Here is a 17930-nt window from a genome sequence, read left to right as displayed (position 1 = left end):
CTCCCTAAAGCCCGCTCAACGGTAAATCCGTACCTTTCATCCACTTTTATACAGACGAAAAAAAACCTTTCTTTTCAGACAGGTTTCTTAAATATGGTCGGCGAGAGAGGATGACTCTGCTCTGCGAGCAGCGCCCTTCGGGCCGTTGCTGAAGCAACGTTGTCTCGCTACGCTCGGCTCAAACCTCCTTCGGAGGTTCTCATCCTCTTTTCTTCAGACGAAAAAAAACCTGTCTTTTCAGACAGGTTTCTTAAATATGGTCGGCGAGAGAGGATTCGAACCTCCGACCCACTGGTCCCAAACCAGTTGCGCTACCAAGCTGCGCTACTCGCCGATGGGGGCGCATGTTACTGCTACCCCCGATCAGCGTCAACCGCTTTTTATGCTTTTGCCGCCAATCGCCTGGAAAGCACGCGGTTACCGGGAATCAGCCGCCTGCTTTACCCTTTTCGACCACTATTACAGCGGTTTAGCCTGACCATTACCCGGTGCCTGACACCAGTTGTTGGCCGGGTTAATACCGCCATCTGGCGAGGTGTAACCCAGACAACCCAGGATGGTATCGAACAGCTCAACGTGGCGATGGGTCCGGCCCACACGCTGCTGCGCCTGCAGACGCTCAAAGTTGCTGCGGTTCTGACTGTCTTCCAGATACTTATCTGACGCCCAGACCATCATCGGCACACGGAACTGCTCAGGCGGAGCCATCTCACGCGGCGTGCCGTGCAGGTGCATATTCTCGCTAATCGACTCACCATGGTCGGCGGCATAGAAGACGATCGCCTTCTTATCACGCAGCTGATCCAGCACGCTATCCAGCATGCTATCGACATACAGCACCGAGTTGTCATAAGCGTTGATCAACTGCGCTTTGCTGCAGGTCTCATCCACGCCCATACACTCCGGCTGATATTTCGCGAAGCTGCGCGGATAACGCTGTGAATAGAGGTAGTGCGAACCTTTGGTGTGCAACACAATCAGATGCTTACCTTTCGGGAAACGATCCAGTGACGCTTTCATCTCCGGCACCAGCAGCATGTCATCCACCGCTTTGCCCTGATTACGCTTCTCTGAACCAATCTGCTCACGGAAGGCAAAATTGTTGGCATTGATGTTGTCGTAGAACCAGACTTCGCTCTGCATCGCAAACAGCTCAGAGGTGAAGCCCAGCTCTTTCATCACCGCAAACACATTCTGCTCTTTCAGCGTGCGGCCCGGATTATCCATAGTGCCGCCTTCGCGCACGAACATGCAGCGCAGTGACAGCTTGGTCGCGGTATCACAGGACTCGCCCCGGAATGCCACCAGGTTCTTCTCTTTCGACAGCTTCGGCGTAGTGTCACGCTCATAGCCCAGCATCCCCATGTGATCCCAGCGCGTGGTTTCGCCAATCACAAACACCACATAGGTATCATCAAGCCCGGCAGGCGCGACGTAGGTAAACTTCTTCGCCGGATCCAGCAGTTCCTGGCTGTTCAGCGACTCATCCACACGGGTCCAGGCAAACAGGCCCACAGCCGCCAGCCAGTTCGAAGGAAGATAAGAGTGCGCCACCACACCGCCGTAACTCGGCAGATCGATGTTGGTGATCTCTTCGTTATGCTTCTGCAGCTTGTCGAAAAAACGAATCGGCAGCCAGACCAGTGCCACGCAGAGCAGCATGATTAGGGTAGGTTTCAGGCGCTGTCCCGGCGTACGCAGCTGTTCATTCAGCGTCATGCTCAGCTTATTGCGCCAGATCATCAGCAGTGGCAGCGCGCTGACCAGCACCATCCACAGGATGAAATGGTAACCAATCACCTCTTTAGAGAGATCGGTGTCAGTCGTCATCACCGAAGCCACAATGCCGTAGCCAATCACCACGTTAAAAAACGCCATGTAATAGGCGGCGGCAACCGAAATCAGAACAATCAGCGTGGCCAGCACGCGATAAAACCACTTTCCTCCCAGCGACAGCAGACGCATCAGGAAGAAAGTCAGCACCACAATGGCCACTACCTCGGTGACGGCAGTCAGCCAGTTCGTAACCGTAGAGTGCCTGAGAAAACCGTCAAAACGACGATAGAAAATCGGCAAATTCAATAAGATACCGAGATAGAGCGCCAGCAAGAGCGATAACTTCTGCTGAGTCAGGGTTTTAATGTAATTCATGAAAAAAGGTGTTTCTCCGGTGTGAAGCGCTTGACCAAATCTTTTATGTGACTGCCGAAACGCGGCAGAGTTCGCTGAATAAGCGGACCGGACAAGATGAAGGAAAATTCTGAACGGATTTACAGGCTATAACGCGAGGTGGCTCAGTAAAACATGGTCGCGTTTGATAGACCAGAAAATAATCGTTGTCGACCTGATTAGCACATTTTTTGTACACAGCGGACAGGAACGGCCAGGTGGGCTGTCGCAGACAGCAGCAGGAGAGAGAAAATGACAGAGTAAGAAAAGTGCGGGCCTGATAGTTTCAGGCCCGCAGCACGCTTAGCGAATAATGTTCAGCGTGACATCGATGTTGTTGCGGGTGGCGTTTGAGTAAGGACAAACGATGTGTGCCGCATCAACCAGCTTCTGCGCTTCTGCTTCATCCATCTCTGGCAGATGAATGTTCAGGGTCGCTTCAATACCAAAACCATCAGGGATAGGGCCGATACCCACTTCACCTTCGATCCAGGCGTCTTTTGGCATGGTGATTTTGTCACGGCCTGCCACAAACTTCATCGCGCCCAGGAAGCAGGCAGAATAGCCCGCAGCAAAGAGCTGCTCCGGGTTAGTCACTTCGCCGCCTGCACCGCCCATCTCTTTTGGCACACCCAGTTTCACGTCCAGTACACCGTCAGAAGAGGTTGCACGACCATCACGACCACCGGTTGCTTTGGCTTTGGCGCGGTAAACCACTTGTTCTAAAGACATGACATTTCTCCATTACGCTATTTAATCGCCCACTACTTATACAGCCGTAATCAGGCGGTGAGGTTTAACGGGTGCCGCGCACCCGTCAGCAATATTTATCGTGACTTATTCAGGTTATCTCGCAACCCATCCAGCTGTAATTTCAGCGCCAGCAAAGCGTCATCATCACAGGCTGTGGCACACTTGACCGCTTCAGGAATGGCTTCAGCCCTGGCCCGTAACGCCTGCCCGGCTTCGGTCAGCGTCACCGCAACCTGGCGTTCATCCTGACGGGTTCGCTGCCGGTTAATCAGGCCTGCACTTTCCAGTCGCTTCAGAAGTGGCGTTAATGTTGCCGAGTCTAAAAAAAGCTGCTCGCCAATCTCTGACACCGTGACATCATCTTTCTGCCACAACACCAGCATGACCAGATATTGAGGATAGGTGATGTCGAGCTGGCTCAGCAACTGACGATAGACTTTATTCATCGCCAGGTTGGCAGAATAAAGCGCAAAGCAGAGGTGCTGATCGACCAACAGTGGCATCGTTTTCACTTTTTTGTCATCTTGATCACAGTTCATGGTTAATAATATAGATAGCGCGCTAGATAATTGCAAGCAAACTTTTTGTCAGGGGGAAAGGCATGCAGGATTCACTGGAAGAACAGGCGCGTCGCTTCGCCACCGAGGCACATGCCAGTGCCGGTCAGCGCCGCAAATATACCGATGAGCCTTATATTGTTCATCCGGCAGCGGTGGTGGAACTGGTGCGCAGCGTCAGCCATGACGACGCGTTGTTAGCGGCGGCCTGGCTGCACGATACCGTGGAAGATACCGCAACCACACAGAGCGATATCGAAACGCACTTTGGTACGCGCGTGGCAAGCCTGGTAGAGATGCTGACCAACAGCGCACCCGCTGGGGCAAAAAATCGGACGGCCCGTAAACTGGCGCACTTCCGCCATACAGCCAGCGCCAGTCCTGAGGCACAAACCATCAAACTGGCTGACATCATCGATAACACACGCGCGATTGTGCGTTTCGATCCCGACTTTGCGCGGGTCTACCTGGTTGAAAAGCAGATACAGATTGAGTTGCTGAAGCAGGGAGATGCGCAGTTATGGCAGCAGGCTTCAATGATTATCGAAAGCGGACTCGCACAGTTGCGGGAGCCGCCCTATAGCGTGCCGGAGAGCTGGTTTGCCAGACAGGCGGCTAAATACAGCGAATTACGCTAATAAAAAACCCGCCAGCGGCGGGTTCTTTTCGTGATATCAGTTTATTCAAGCAACTGCCGTCCCAGATAGGGATTGGCATGTAATAACTTCATCAATTTCTGCGCCGTCGCGGAAGGACGGGTACGCCGGGCTTCCCAGCTTTTCACGGAAGAAACGCTCACGCCCATTACTTTTGCAAACTCATCAACCTGCATGCCGGTCATTTCACGCAGACGCTGCGGCTCTGGCTGGGCGGGTTGCTGACGCTGAATAAGTAACTCGGCGGCGCGATCATCACGTGTCAAAACAATCTGCTCAAGGCTGCTGAGCAATTCAAACATCGGGTCTTTTAATTCCATAGAGAACTCCTTAAAAACTCGCTATGAAGCACGTGAAAGTAGAGAGGTACGAGCCTGAAGTCAGGACTCTGAAACCGGGCCTGTTTCAGGCTGGATCCCGCAAGGGTTTATTTTTGTTATGAGAGAAACCATTACGGGACACAGCCTGCGGTGCACTGCTTTAAAGATGTCAGGTCAATGCAACAAATGCCGGGAGACTAAGTATGGATAGAGACCTGACTATTTGCCGCGCAATTTATAATTATTTTTTTAACTATGGTTTGCCGGAAAAGTTCCAGCGCCTCTAACCCGCTGAGGCAGTTGAGTTTTGTGCCTTCGGTGTGGGCAAAAAAATCAAATGGTGTTTGCTATTTATGTGGATGCCATCAAGCTTTTTGCTGGCATATTCTCATTTCTGTGAGGCAATACACCTCTTCAGGTAGTGATTGCAAAATATACGCCAATGGTTTACTTCCTGAACACATATATTCACTGATCTTATTAAATTAAGAATAGTCCTGGTTGGGGCCTGAGGCCTGGCGCGCGGCGGCTCACAGTGCAGAGCGGGTAAATCTTTTATTCTTAACGGCGCTCTGTCGCCAGATTAATCAACAGTCGTCTTAACGAAACGGCTGGCGCCTCATGCCGGTGCAGTTACCCGGCAACTATCAACCTGATGCGCGGTAAAAGTGCAGCCCCGTGATAACGCACTGACGACGGGCAAAACCCATACCTGACCTCTGTAAGGAAAAGCGATGCGAGAAACAGATTTTAACGTCGGATACCCTTCTCATCGTGTACCGATGATGGGTCGTAATGCCGTCGCAACCTCTCAACCGCTGGCGGCGCAGGCGGGTTTACGGATGCTGCAACAGGGTGGAAACGCCGTGGATGCGGCTATCGCCACCGCCATCGCCTTAACCGTGCTGGAGCCAACCGGAAACGGCATCGGCAGCGATGCGTTTGCCATTGTCTGGGATGGCAGCGAGCTGCATGGGTTAAACGCCTCAGGCCGATCGCCAGCCGCGTGGCATCCCGAACGCTTTGCCGATTTTAGTGCGATGCCTGAAACCGGCTGGGAATCCGTCACTGTGCCAGGGGCCGTCTCGGCATGGGTCACACTGGCACAGCGCTTTGGCACCTTACCGCTGACCACCCTGGCACAACCGGCAATTGACTATGCGCGCCACGGCTTTCCGGTTTCACCGCTGATTGGTCAGCTGTGGCAGCGCGGCTATGACAAGCTGCGGGATCAACCTGGCTTTAGCGACTGCTTTGCGCCGCAGGGTCGTCCGCCGCGTGCTGGCGAGCTATTCCGCAACCCGGCTCAGGCCCGCACCTTGCAGGAAATCGCTGAGACTCAGGGCGAAAGCTTTTACCGCGGCGCACTGGCGCAAAAGATGACAGCCTTCGCCCGTGAGCATGGCGCGGCCCTGACGCTGGAGGATTTGAAAAACCATCGTGCCGACTGGGTTACCCTGCTGTCGCGTCCGTTTGCCGGAGGATCGGTGCAGGAGCTGCCGCCGAATGGTCAGGGCATTGCGACCTTAATTGCACTTGGCATTCTGGAAGAGTGGGAAATCAACCGCTATGCACCGGATTCGCCGCAGTGGCTGCATCTCTCCATCGAGGCGATGAAACTGGCGCTGGTTGATCTGGACCGTTATGTCACCGATGAAGATCATCTCGAATTTCCGGCGGAACACCTGCTCAGCAACGACTATATTCGCCAGCGGGCAGCGTTAATTGATCCTGACAAGGCGGGAGATTTCCGCTTTGGATCACCGCAGCAGAGCGGCACAGTGTATGTCACCGCCGGTGATGCCAGCGGCATGATGGTCTCATTCATTCAGTCTAACTACATGGGATTTGGCTCCGGCGTGGTGATACCCGATACCGGCATCAGCCTGCAGAACCGGGGCGCGGGCTTTTCACTCGATCCAGACCATCCCAACGTCGTGGCAGGCGGTAAGCGGCCGTTTCATACCATCATTCCAGCCTTTGCGCGGGATCAGCAGGGCCAGCCGCTGATGGCATTTGGCGTGATGGGCGGCCCGATGCAGGCGCAGGGGCACCTCCAGCTGGCGCTGCGCATTATGCTGCACCAGCAGAATCCGCAGGCCGCGATTGATGCGCCGCGCTGGCGCGTGGTGCAGGGACGCGAGGTGGTATTTGAATCAACCCTCGATCGCAATACCCTGAGCACACTGCGCCGTATGGGCCACAACGTGGTACTGGAAGATCCCCTGAGTAATTACAATTTTGGTGGCGCGCAGGCGATAGTGCGCGATCCGCAGGGCTTCTACATTGCGGCCAGTGAGAGTCGCAAAGATGGTCAGGCGGTGGTGTTTTAAGGTCGCGGCAGTGAGCGTCAGACTGCTCAGCCCCTCCTTCATCTCTGCGCGCTGAAGCCTGCGATGGCAGGGAATGCAGCACGCCCTGAGGCGCAGGCGGTCCCATTCTGTAACCGGCGTTTCAGAAAGCATCTGTTTCACAGGTGGTTTCACGTTGTGCCGTGGCTCGGGTTTGTTCTATTCTTTAGGCCATTCCTACCTGGACATCTGACAGTATCACCGACAGGAGTTGACCCTATGGCTTCAGGACTTACACGCCTTATGGCACGTGGCGGCATTATGCTCGCTGGCGCGCTGATCGTGCTGCAACTCACCGCATGCGGTGATAAAGAAGGCGAGCAGCGCAAAGCATTTATCGATTTTCTCCAGAACACTGTGATGCGCAGCGGCGAGCATCTGCCCAGCCTCAGCGAAAACCAGAAGCAGAGCTTTGGCAACTTCGCCAGCGATTACGCCATTATGTATGGCTTCTCGCAGCAGGCGAACAAAGCGGTTGAACAGGGTATGCGTCCGGTGGTGGATGAGCTTTCTGCTATTCGCGTTCCGCAGGATTATCTCAGCCGTCGTGATTCCCTGCGTCAGGCGACCAGCGCACTGGTGATCGTCACCCAGCAGATTGAAAGCGCCAAAATGCAGGCGGACAGCAGCAAGGCGACCCTGAAACAGCCGGATGACCTGAAAAAAGTCTACGACACCGCCTATAACAAAGTGGTGACGGTGCCCGCCAATCAGCTGATTCCTCTGCTGCCAAAACTCCAGGCGCTGAGTCAGGGTGCAGTGCAGACCGGCGATTTCCTGCAAACGCAGGGAACCCGTGTCAGCTTCAATGATGGCGGCGTGCAGTTCCCGACTCAGGATCAGGCTTCGCAATATAACGCGCTGATGAGCACTTTATCCGCCAATTCGCAGGCGCTTCCTCAGGCACAGGCTGCCGTCCAGGGTGGTCTGCAGTAAACCCGCCTTACGGGCAGACGCTAATTGTCTGCCCGTTACACTTCCTTTTCTCTTCCCACCCAATCACCCGCTGAATGAAGTGTGATCTGGCGCATTTTCGACCAAAAATAGTTTGTGATCTAAGTCACAGATATATAACAAATCAACGTCAAACAAGTGTGATCCACCTCACAGATAACCGGCCACCCCGTCTAAAAATCAGCCAAATGAGCCTGAGCTACGCTTTAAAGTGTGATCAAAATCACGCTAATCACCCCTGCCACCACCCTTAATCAGTGATGTAGATCACACTTACCCCGCACGCTACGCAGCGTCAAATTCGCGTGATAGAGTCCGCGTGCATACAGTAATACCACCGGCTTTGGGTCGGGGTGGCTAAACAAAAACAAGCGCGCTCTCCTATTGCAGCGCGTCTCAATAAGGGGTGGGTTTATGTCCTCATCAGTGAAGGTCAAAGTACAAAGCTTTGGTCGCTTTCTGAGTAATATGGTGATGCCAAACATCGGGGCGTTTATCGCCTGGGGTATCATCACCGCACTGTTTATTCCAACTGGCTGGATCCCTAACGAAACGCTGGCCAAACTGGTTGGCCCGATGATCACCTACCTGCTGCCACTGCTGATCGGTTTCACCGGTGGGCGTCTGGTGGGCGGCGATCGCGGCGGCGTGGTCGGTGCCATTACCACCATGGGTGTGATTGTCGGTGCGGATATGCCGATGTTCCTCGGCGCAATGATTGCCGGTCCGCTGGGCGGCTGGGCAATCAAGTCGTTTGACCGGGCGATTGACGGCAAAATCAAAAGCGGCTTCGAGATGCTGGTCAACAACTTCTCGGCCGGTATTATCGGGATGATACTGGCACTGCTGGCGTTCCTGGCGATCGGTCCGCTGGTAGAAGGTCTGTCACACATTCTCGCCGCGGGCGTGAATCTGATGGTGCAGAACAACCTGCTGCCACTGACCTCGATCTTCGTCGAACCCGCGAAAATCCTGTTCCTGAACAACGCCATTAACCACGGTATCTTCTCGCCGCTTGGTATCCAGCAGGCTAGTGAAGCCGGCAAATCCATTTTCTTCCTGATCGAAGCCAACCCGGGTCCGGGTATGGGCGTGCTGATGGCCTATATGTTCTTTGGTCGTGGCAGTGCTAAACAGTCTGCGGGCGGTGCGGCAATCATCCACTTCCTTGGCGGCATTCATGAGATCTACTTCCCGTATGTGCTGATGGCTCCTCGCCTGCTGCTGGCGGTTATCCTTGGCGGTATGACCGGCGTCTTCACGCTGACTGTGCTGAACGGTGGCCTGGTCTCTCCTGCCTCACCGGGTTCAATCCTGGCGGTACTGGCAATGACGCCAAAAGGGGCCTACTTCGCGAACATCGCCGCTATCGCTGCGGCCTTCGCCGTCTCCTTCGTAGTGTCCGCTATCCTGCTGAAAACCAGCAAAGTCAAAGAAGATGACGATATCGAAGCCGCGACCCAGCGCATGCATGAGATGAAAGCGCAGTCTAAAGGCCAGAGCGGCGCGGGTGCCCCAGTCGCCAGCGATGCCATGAGCGTTGAACTGCATCACGTGCGTAAAATCATCGTCGCCTGTGATGCCGGTATGGGTTCCAGCGCGATGGGTGCAGGCGTACTGCGTAAGAAAGTGCAGGACGCCGGGCTGAGCAATGTGTCGGTGACCAATACCGCGATCAACGCCCTGCCGGGTGATGTCGATCTGGTGATTACCCATCGTGATCTGACTGAACGCGCCATCCGCCAGGCTCCGCATGCGCAGCATATCTCGCTGAACAACTTCCTCGACAGCGCGCTCTACAGCACTCTGACCGAGCGTCTGGTGGCGGCTAACCGCAGCGACGTGCATCGTCAAACGGTGAATACCGCGCTCTCTGACAGCTACGATGAAGGCAACGCACACCTGTTTAAACTGGGTGCGGATAACGTCTTCCTCGGCCTGACCGCCAGTAACAAAGAGCAGGCGATCCGCTTTGCGGGCGAACAGCTGGTGAAAGGCGGTTACGTTGAGCCTGAATACGTTGAGGCGATGCTGGCGCGTGAAAAACTGACGCCGACCTATCTCGGTGAGTCGATTGCCGTGCCGCACGGTACGGTCGAAGCGAAAGATCGCGTGCTGAAAACCGGCGTGGTGTTCTGTCAGTATCCGGCAGGCGTCCTGTTCGGTGAAGAGCCGGACGATGTGGCGCGCCTGGTGATTGGTATTGCTGCCCGTAACAACGAGCACATCCAGGTGATCACCAGCCTGACCAATGCGCTGGATGATGACAGCGTGATTGAGAAGCTGGCGAACACCACCAGCGTGCAGGAAGTGCTGGATCTGCTGTCAGGTAAGCCTGCAATCGCGTAATTTATAGCAATTATTTTCCCTGGGGCGGTCATGCCCGTCCCGATTTCCTGGGGCGGGTTTGCCCGCCCCATCGTCATTTGATATGGGTCAAAAATTATGAAAGCGTTACATTTCGGAGCAGGAAACATTGGTCGCGGCTTTATCGGCAAGTTACTGGCTGATGCAGGTATCGAACTGGTTTTTGCTGATGTGAATCAGACGGTGCTGGATGCACTGAACGCGCGTCATGAGTATCCCGTTCATGTAGTTGGCGAGCAGGCCAAAACAGAAACCGTTAAAGGCGTCAGCGCGGTAAACAGCACCAGCGATGAGATCATCACCCTGGTTTCTGAAGTCGATCTCGTTACCACCGCCGTGGGCCCGCAGATTCTGGAGCGTATTGCCGGCAGTGTGGCTAAAGGCCTGGCAAAACGCAGCGACAACGGCAATACCCGCCCGCTAAATATTATCGCCTGTGAGAATATGGTGCGCGGCACCAGCCAGCTGAAACAGCATGTGCTGAAGGCGCTGCCGGAGCAGTATCACGCCTGGCTTGAGCAGCATGTCGGCTTTGTGGATTCCGCTGTCGATCGCATCGTGCCACCGTCTGAAGCGGGCAGCACCGATCCGCTGGAAGTGACCGTTGAAACCTTCAGCGAATGGATCGTCGATAAAACTCAGTTTAAAGGCGACCTGCCTGCGATTCCGGGTATGGAACTGACCGATAACCTGATGGCATTTGTTGAGCGTAAACTCTTCACACTGAACACCGGTCACGCGATTACCGCCTATCTCGGCCAGCTGGCCGGTCACCAGACCATTCGTGACGCCATCCTCGATGAAAAAATCCGGGCCGTGGTGAAAGGGGCGATGGAAGAGAGCGGCGCGGTGCTGATTAAGCGCTACGGTTTTGAGGCGGATAAACATGCGGCCTACATCCAGAAAATTCTTGGCCGTTTTGAGAACCCTTATCTGAAAGATGATGTTGAGCGTGTGGGTCGTCAGCCGCTGCGTAAACTCAGCGCGGGCGATCGCCTGATCAAGCCGACGCTGGGCACGCTGGAGTATGGTTTACCGCACGCCAGCCTGGTGCAGGGCATTGCCGCCGCGATGCACTATCGCAGCGACCAGGACCAACAGGCGCAGGAGCTGGCCACGCTGCTGGCAGAAAAAGGCCCACAGGCGACACTGGCTGAGGTTTCAGGTCTGGATGCTGACAGCGAAGTGGTGGCTTCGGTGGTGAGCGCCTGGCACGCTATGGCATAATGCGCGCGTGTTAGTGACGCAAGCCGGGCGTAGTTCGCCTGCGCCCAACGGCGGTATTGAACCCATGCAGGCAATAATGGAAGAGAAGCAGGCTTTTGAAAACCGGGTGCTTGAGCGCCTGAACGCCGGTCGTTCGGTGAGAAGCTTTCTGATCGCCGCCGTTGAGCTATTGGCTGAAGCCGTCAATCTGCTGGTGCTGCAGGTCTTCCGCAAAGATGACTACGCGGTGAAATATGCCGTAGAACCGCTGCTGCTGGGCGATGGTCCTTTGGGTGAACTCTCGGTTCGTCTGAAGCTGATTTACGGTCTTGGCGTTATCAGCCGCCACGAATATGAAGATGGTGAACTGCTGCTGGCGCTGCGCGAAGAGCTGAATCACGATAGCGGTGATTATCGTTTTACCGACGATGAGATCCTTGGCCCGTTTGGTGAACTGCACTGCGTCACCGCCTGGCCGCCCGCGCCGGTGTTTCACACCGAAGATGCAGAGCTGCGCAGCATGCAGCAGCAGCGCTATCTGCAGATGGTGCGATCCACCATGGTCCTGTCGCTAACCGAGCTGATCGCCCGCATCAGTATGAAGCAGGCGTTTAAAAAGTCCGGCAGCTAATCCTGTCAGGCGCCATCACGGCGCCTTTTTCGTCTTAACCTGAGCGGGAATATGCGCCAGATTTGGTGTATCCTTGGCCTGTTTTCCTCAACGAGTTGTTGTCATGAAAGAGCAAGAAAAGAACGAAATCAAACTTCTCAGCGATAAGCTGGACGCATTGAACCGCAAAGAGCCGCAGTTACTGGAATCGGGTGATGTCGAGAAACTGGGCGCGTTGCTGAAAGAGAAAGAAGCGCTGGTCATTGAGATTGAGCGTCTGCGCGGTCAGCGGGTAGAAAAACTCAGTGCCGAGGCGCAGAAGCTGCAAAAAATGGGCTTCAGCCGCGAAATTACCAAGAAAGAGCAGGCAAATCTGGGCGCGCTGAAGAAAAGCGTGCGCGGCCTGGTCGTGGTGCATCCAATGACCGCGCTGGGACGTGAGATGGGGCTGACAGCAATGACCGGCTTCGCCAAAACCGCATTCTGACGGGTCGATCAGGCAGCAGCCTGATCGACATCGGCTTTGCGTTCGCCGGCGGCGGCATAGACCTGCTCCGCCAGCGCATCCAGCAGTTCATAGCGGCGACGATATTCAGCCCGCTTCTTACTGGCAATCTCCTCCAGCGTTTTGCGCGGCAGGCTCAGCGGCAGGATAAACATCCCATCCCTGCGCGCCTCGCCACTCAGCGACAACCAGAATTCACTGTAGCTGGCAAAGAACTTATCCCCTTTGCTGTGGCGATAGCGCAGGCTGCGGAAGACATGAGTCTCATCGCCTACCGCCAGAATATTCTCCACGCCGCACTGCTTTGCCACAATAAATACCGCTTCCATTAACAGGCGTTTCGGAAAGAGACCCTGCGCTGCTTTGGTCGCCTCGCGGATAACCTCATTATTGATATGTTTCCGCGGACCCTGTAATCCGCCAATTAATAATGTGCGCTGGTTATTTTCATTGAGAATTGAAAATGAAAGTGAAGCAATAATTTCGTCGTTATAACGTAATACCAGCGTCACTTCCCCTTCCCGATCGAAATAACCGGAACTGCAGGAAAGTAAAAAGGATTCGCCATTTTTACCGGTCAGCGTAGCCAGCGGATTATCCGTGGCGCTTTGCAGCAGCTGACGCAGCGCAGGGTTTTCCAGATTATTCATCAGACTGTAATGATCAAGTATCGCCTGCGCGCGCGCAGCAATGCTCAACCCTGAGCGCAGATAGGGCCGGTGCAGCTTGGCTGGCAGCAATCCCTGAGTACTCATCAACAGAGGGAGTTGCGGTAAATGCGACAGCTCATCCAGATAACGCAGCGTAGTCAGCGGCGATATTAAGGTTCTTAACACAAATTTCAGCCGGAAACGTTTACTTATCCAGAGTTTATTCGGAACGTATTTTCCGCTAATTAACTGAAAAAAAAGCGATGCAGAAGAATCGGTCGTAGTTTCGTGAGTAGTTATAATTGACATAGTCATCGACACACAGTGAGCAGGAATGTCACTGAGCATAAGACAACGAGTATCAACGGCGTGTTAATGTGGCCGAAGGTTAAAAGCGCGGAGGTTAAAAAGCGAGATCCGTTTATTTTTGGTTTAATCTGGGACGACAGAATTTAAAGATAAAAAAAACCGGCGAAATAAATTCCACCGGTTTATCGTTATCACGTTAACACTGAGTTAACTTACTGGGCAGCTGCGAAGCGGGCTGCTGCTTCGTCCCAGTTGACCACGTTCCAGAATGCTTTGATGTAGTCAGGACGTTTGTTCTGATACTTCAGGTAGTAGGCGTGTTCCCACACGTCCAGACCGATGATTGGGAAGCCAGAAACGCCAGCAACCGCTTCACCCATCAGCGGGTTGTCCTGGTTTGCGGTAGATACCACAGCCAGTTTGTCGCCTTTTTTAACCAGCCACGCCCAGCCTGAGCCGAAACGGGTCGCAGCCGCTTTCTCGAACTCTTCCTGAAATTTTTCCACGCTACCGAAATCTTTCTCGATAGCCGCTTTCAGGTCGCCCTGCAGCGTGGTGCCGGTTTTCAGGCCTTTCCAGAACAGGCTGTGGTTAGCGTGGCCGCCTGCGTTATTACGCAGTGGGCCTTTTTTGTCTGCTGGCAGCTGATCCAGTTTGGTGATCAGCTCTTCTACCGGCAGATTGGCAAATTCAGTGCCTTCCAGCGCCGCGTTAGCGTTGTTCACGTAGGTCTGGTGATGTTTGGTGTGATGGATTTCCATCGTCTGCTTGTCGAAATGCGGTTCCAGTGCGTCGTATGCGTAAGGCAGGGATGGCAGTGAATAACTCATGTTCTTCCTCTCCATTTAGTTTGAGCAGCACGACGAATTCGGGACGTGCCGCGTAAGCAGTCGAATCATTATAGTTAAATTCATGTAGCGTAAAAGGGTAATCAATGCCCTATTAACCATAAGGATTTGAGAAATCTGGCAAAAGCAACCCGTTGTTTTTACAGCATGCTGCTGCTGACTCCGCCTTTTCAGCTTTATCAGACAGGGAGAGCGAAGCACTCTGCCAGCACCACCAGCAGGCACTCATCCCGCCCGAACGCCGCATCTGCCCTGCCCTGCGCGTTACCTGCCCAGTTCGCGCAGCCCGCTGTCGAGCGCGCCGACCAGCCAGTCGATATCCCCTTCCTGGAACGCCAGTGGCGGACGCAGTTTCAGCACATTCCCATACGGGCCGGCGACCGAGGTCAGCACGCGATGTTCACGCAGCTTCTCGATTAAATCCAGCGCCAGCGTTTTGTCCGGCGTTTTGCTGTGACGATCGGTGACCAGCTCAAAACCGATAAACAGTCCGGCACCGCGCACATCCCCCACGCACTCATAGCGATCCATCAGGGTTCGCAGCTCCGCCAGCAGCTTCGCGCCGACCACGCGGCTGTGTTCCTGTAACCCCTCTTCGGTGATCACTTTCAGTACCGCCTGCGCCGCCGCCATCGCGACCGGGTTACCACCAAAGGTATTGAAGTAGGGAATTGAGTCGCTGAAGGCGGCCAGCACTTCACTTTTTGCCAGCAGGCCGGAAACCGGAATGCCGTTGCCCATTGGCTTGCCGGTGGTAATGATGTCAGGCACCACATCGTGGCGGCCAAAGCCCCAGAACGCGTCGCCGGTACGGCCAAAACCAGGCTGCACTTCATCGGCAATAAAGATGCCGCCGTTGGCATGCACCACCTCGACCGCTTTTTTCAGGAAGCCGCGCGGATCGGGCAACACGCCGTCCGAGGAGAAGATTGAGTCCGCCAGGAATCCGGCAAATTTAATGCCGTGCGCCGCCATATCATCAATCTGCTGCTGAATCTGGTCAGCGAACCAGTCGCCCAGGTCAGGCGCGTCCACACGATACGCATCCGGTGGCATCACCAGCCGCGTGGTGGGCGCCAGCGGCTGTCCACTGCCCAGCGCCGGAGAAGCGCCGGATGTCAGCTCACTGGTGCCGTGATAGGCCTCTTTACTGACAATAATTCCGCTGCCGCCGCTAAAGGCGCGCGCCACGCGAATCGCCAGGTCGTTAGCTTCCGATCCGGTGCACATATACATCGCGCGATCGATCGCCTCAGGCGTAGTCGCCAGCAGCGCTTCACTGTAGTCCAGAATATTTTCATGCAGATAACGGGTGTGGGTGTTCAGCATTTTCATCTGCTGAGTCACCGCCTCAGTCACGGCCGGATGACAGTGCCCGATGCTCGCCACGTTGTTGTAGACGTCGAGATATTTATCGCCCGCCGCATCCCACAGATATTGCCCTTCACCCCGCACCAGATGCACCGGTTTGCGATAGAACAGGCGATAAGATTCGCCAAGCACTTTGCTGCGTTTATCGGTCAGTTTGCGCGTATCGCTGTCGAGCGCATCGGCATGTTCGGCGCGGAAACTGTTGGTATCCATAATAGTGGAACGCGTGGCCATAATGACTCCCGTTACAAGGATGAAGGAGGAAGAGCTGACGCCTTTATCATGCCTGCCTGAATCTAAAATGCAACCAAATACACAAATGCAATAAAATACACATGACGCAGGCAGATCGCCACGCTAAGCTTGCTCCCTGATTCAGACGGAATCTTTCGCTTCACTGGCGTATCATCCGTGATCTTCGCGCTTTAAAAGGAAACCTCTATGCTGCAGGAAACGCGCCTTCATCGCATCCGTGCCTTACTGACCCGGCTTAACCAGGTGAGTACCGAGCGCATTATCAGGGAGCTGGGGGTCTCACGCGAAACCGCGCGCCGCGATATCATTGAGCTGGAAGCGCTGGGTCTGGCGCGCCGCGTTCACGGCGGGCTGGTGGCGATTGAAACGCGGGCTGAACCGCCGCTGACGGAACGCCGCAGTACCCAGACCCGGGAGAAGCGCGCCATCGCCCGCGCCGCTGCGCAGTTGCTGCAGCCCGGACAAACGCTGTTTCTGGATGCGGGCAGCACCACCACGCTGCTGGCAGAGGAGTTGCACGCCCTTTCCGGCCTGACGATTGTGACCAACAGCCTGCAGGCCGCGCTGGCGCTGAGCGCCGGAGAAGAAGATCAGCCGCTGAATAATCAGATCATTTTGCTGGGCGGGATGATGTCGGCGGGTGCGCAACAGACGCGTGGCGAAATCACTGTAGGTGAGATTATCCGCTATCGCGCCGATGTGGCGCTGCTGTCACCGGTCGGCATTGAGGCGGGTTGTGGTGCCAGCAGTTTTCATCCGCACGAAGCGGCCATCGCCAGGGCGATGGTGCAGCAATCCACTTCCTGCTATCTGCTGGCCGATCACACTAAACTGGGCGTAGTCAGCCGCACGGTTTACGCGCCGTCACCGGCGATCAACCTGCTGATTACGGATAGTGGCGGCGACAACAGTGCCGCCCTTGAGGCGTTGCAGCAGACGCTGCCAGAGGTGATGGTGGTTTAACGCAGTCGCTGAGGATGGCTGTAAACCGTGGCGCGTCCAGGTTTACTGAACCCGACCAGCGTCAGATTGCAGCGCTCAGCCACCTCAACCGCCAGGCGGGTTGCTGCCGAGACTGCGAACAGGATCTCAACCCCGCACATGGCGGACTTCTGCACCATCTCATAGCTGGCACGGCTGGAGACCAGCACCGCGCCTGGCCCCCACTCAGCCTGGCTGCGATAGCCCAGCAGCTTATCCAGTGCCACATGGCGACCCACATCTTCGCAGCCACCGGCCAGCTGACCATCGGGCTGGATCCACGCGGCAGCATGGGTGCAGCCGGTTTTCTGTCCGACCGGCTGATACGCTTTCAGCTGGCCCAGCGCCCGATCCAGCTGATCCAGCGCAAAGGTCTGGGTAAACGGCAGCGGAGAGAGCGGCTTGCCAATCTGGTCCAGCTGTTCAACGCCACAAACGCCGCAGCCGGTACGGCCTGCCAGCGCACGACGCTGCTCTTTCAGCGCCATAAAACGGCGGCTGGAAAGCTCAATCTGAACCTCAATGCCGTGACAGCCCGGCACGATGTCCATGCCGAAAATGTCGCCTGGCGCGTCGATAATGCCCTCTGACAGCGAAAAACCCAGCGCAAACGCCTCCAGATCTTTGGGCGTGGTCATCATCACCACGTGAGAGATGCCGTTGTAAACCAGCGCCACCGGCACCTCGTCCGCCAGCCAGTCAGACTCTGCTGCGGTCAAATCGGCACGCTGCCATACCTGCGTTCTGCTGACGCCGGCCTGAATTGTTAAATCTTCGCCTGAGTCAGGCTGGATAGCTTTCAAAAAGTACGACCTGTTGTTAATAAATAATGAAATGCGACAGTCAGTACGGCTGCACAGCGGTGATCAGACGCAGACTAATTTTGCCTTCTGGCCCGGTGCGGCGCAAATAAACAGCGGGGCAATTCATGCGGTTTTCTCACCGGGAAAGGCGCAGCCACGCCTGCTGGCGGGCAGAATGAGAATGGGTATCTTTCAGGCTTTAACATCGGTAAGCATAAAACAACAGTAATTATCTGCCGCTACGGGAAATCTGCTTGCGCCGGGG

Annotated in this window: 16 protein-coding genes, 1 tRNA gene and 1 other RNA gene; 8 read left to right on the top strand and 10 right to left on the bottom strand. The window is 55.2% G+C overall.

From position 1 onward, the window contains the following. Positions 1 to 94: 94 nt before the first annotated feature. The 5 genes from ACO6VX_RS18245 to ACO6VX_RS18225 all read right to left on the bottom strand — a co-directional run bounded on the left by ACO6VX_RS18245 (position 95) and on the right by ACO6VX_RS18225 (position 3461). Positions 95 to 224, bottom strand: a non-coding RNA gene (locus tag ACO6VX_RS18245) — RtT sRNA. A 33-nt stretch (positions 225 to 257) separates the two neighbouring features. After that, positions 258 to 334 (bottom strand) — tRNA-Pro (locus tag ACO6VX_RS18240). A gap of 125 nt (positions 335 to 459) precedes the next feature. Next, on the bottom strand, positions 460 to 2151 hold the full coding sequence (gene eptB / locus ACO6VX_RS18235) for a kdo(2)-lipid A phosphoethanolamine 7''-transferase (protein ID WP_010257429.1): 1692 nt from the start codon (positions 2149 to 2151) through the stop codon (positions 460 to 462). Positions 2152 to 2472: 321 nt separating this feature from the next. Continuing rightward, positions 2473 to 2901 carry an organic hydroperoxide resistance protein gene (locus ACO6VX_RS18230; protein WP_010257431.1) on the bottom strand — a complete coding sequence of 143 codons (429 nt, stop codon included), beginning with the start codon at positions 2899 to 2901 and terminating at the stop codon, positions 2473 to 2475. A 95-nt stretch (positions 2902 to 2996) separates the two neighbouring features. Then, positions 2997 to 3461, bottom strand: coding sequence for a MarR family winged helix-turn-helix transcriptional regulator (locus ACO6VX_RS18225; protein ID WP_010671641.1), 465 nt, complete (start codon positions 3459 to 3461; stop codon positions 2997 to 2999). A 62-nt stretch (positions 3462 to 3523) separates the two neighbouring features. Here ACO6VX_RS18225 and ACO6VX_RS18220 point away from each other — a divergent pair, with 62 nt between their 5' ends. Then, positions 3524 to 4117: an HD domain-containing protein gene (locus ACO6VX_RS18220; RefSeq protein ID WP_010257434.1), complete on the top strand. Its 594-nt coding sequence runs from the start codon at positions 3524 to 3526 to the stop codon at positions 4115 to 4117. 41 nt (positions 4118 to 4158) lie between these two features. Here ACO6VX_RS18220 and ACO6VX_RS18215 read toward each other — a convergent pair whose 3' ends face one another. Next, positions 4159 to 4455, bottom strand: a complete 297-nt coding sequence (locus ACO6VX_RS18215) for an HTH-type transcriptional regulator (protein ID WP_010257438.1) — start codon at positions 4453 to 4455, stop codon at positions 4159 to 4161. Between the two features lie 734 nt (positions 4456 to 5189). Here ACO6VX_RS18215 and ACO6VX_RS18210 point away from each other — a divergent pair. The 6 genes from ACO6VX_RS18210 (at position 5190) to ACO6VX_RS18185 (ending at position 12430) form a co-directional block, all read left to right on the top strand. Next, positions 5190 to 6788, top strand: coding sequence for a gamma-glutamyltransferase family protein (locus tag ACO6VX_RS18210; RefSeq protein WP_045140907.1), 1599 nt, complete (start codon positions 5190 to 5192; stop codon positions 6786 to 6788). A 237-nt stretch (positions 6789 to 7025) separates the two neighbouring features. Further along, positions 7026 to 7742, top strand: a complete 717-nt coding sequence (locus tag ACO6VX_RS18205) for a DUF3053 domain-containing protein (protein ID WP_010671639.1) — start codon at positions 7026 to 7028, stop codon at positions 7740 to 7742. 432 nt (positions 7743 to 8174) lie between these two features. Then, positions 8175 to 10109, top strand: coding sequence for a PTS mannitol transporter subunit IICBA (locus ACO6VX_RS18200; protein WP_010257448.1), 1935 nt, complete (start codon positions 8175 to 8177; stop codon positions 10107 to 10109). 96 nt (positions 10110 to 10205) lie between these two features. After that, positions 10206 to 11354, top strand: a complete 1149-nt coding sequence (gene mtlD, locus ACO6VX_RS18195) for a mannitol-1-phosphate 5-dehydrogenase (protein WP_346555897.1) — start codon at positions 10206 to 10208, stop codon at positions 11352 to 11354. 64 nt (positions 11355 to 11418) lie between these two features. Beyond that, positions 11419 to 11964, top strand: coding sequence for a mannitol operon repressor MtlR (mtlR, locus tag ACO6VX_RS18190; protein ID WP_171820345.1), 546 nt, complete (start codon positions 11419 to 11421; stop codon positions 11962 to 11964). A 103-nt stretch (positions 11965 to 12067) separates the two neighbouring features. Further along, a complete protein-coding gene (locus ACO6VX_RS18185; protein WP_003848030.1) occupies positions 12068 to 12430 on the top strand; it encodes a YibL family ribosome-associated protein in 363 nt (120 codons plus the stop codon). A gap of 8 nt (positions 12431 to 12438) precedes the next feature. Here the strand turns inward: ACO6VX_RS18185 and ACO6VX_RS18180 are convergent, their stop codons facing one another. From ACO6VX_RS18180 to ACO6VX_RS18170, 3 genes are all read right to left on the bottom strand, one after another. After that, complete coding sequence (locus tag ACO6VX_RS18180; RefSeq protein ID WP_022624830.1) at positions 12439 to 13407, bottom strand: VirK/YbjX family protein; 969 nt, start codon at positions 13405 to 13407, stop codon at positions 12439 to 12441. Between the two features lie 212 nt (positions 13408 to 13619). Beyond that, complete coding sequence (gene sodA / locus ACO6VX_RS18175) at positions 13620 to 14237, bottom strand: superoxide dismutase [Mn] (RefSeq protein WP_008926407.1); 618 nt, start codon at positions 14235 to 14237, stop codon at positions 13620 to 13622. A gap of 282 nt (positions 14238 to 14519) precedes the next feature. Further along, entirely contained in the window at positions 14520 to 15860 is a 1341-nt protein-coding gene (locus ACO6VX_RS18170) for an aspartate aminotransferase family protein (RefSeq protein ID WP_010257460.1), read from the bottom strand. A 207-nt stretch (positions 15861 to 16067) separates the two neighbouring features. On the opposite strand from ACO6VX_RS18170, the gene ACO6VX_RS18165 reads away from it, so the two are divergent. Then, positions 16068 to 16844 carry a DeoR/GlpR family DNA-binding transcription regulator gene (locus ACO6VX_RS18165; RefSeq protein WP_137229742.1) on the top strand — a complete coding sequence of 259 codons (777 nt, stop codon included), beginning with the start codon at positions 16068 to 16070 and terminating at the stop codon, positions 16842 to 16844. Here ACO6VX_RS18165 and fdhD read toward each other — a convergent pair. After that, the gene (fdhD, locus tag ACO6VX_RS18160) at positions 16841 to 17665 is read right to left on the bottom strand and encodes a formate dehydrogenase accessory sulfurtransferase FdhD (protein ID WP_010257467.1); all 825 of its coding nucleotides are present in this window, start codon (positions 17663 to 17665) and stop codon (positions 16841 to 16843) included. The two genes, ACO6VX_RS18165 and fdhD, sit on opposite strands and share 4 nt — an antisense overlap. Positions 17666 to 17930: the final 265 nt, after the last annotated feature.

This window comes from Pantoea sp. BJFS-204 (genome assembly GCF_049310725.1).
Taxonomy (GTDB): Bacteria; Pseudomonadota; Gammaproteobacteria; order Enterobacterales; family Enterobacteriaceae; genus Pantoea; species Pantoea agglomerans.
This window is presented reverse-complemented; position numbering and strand designations above follow the sequence as displayed.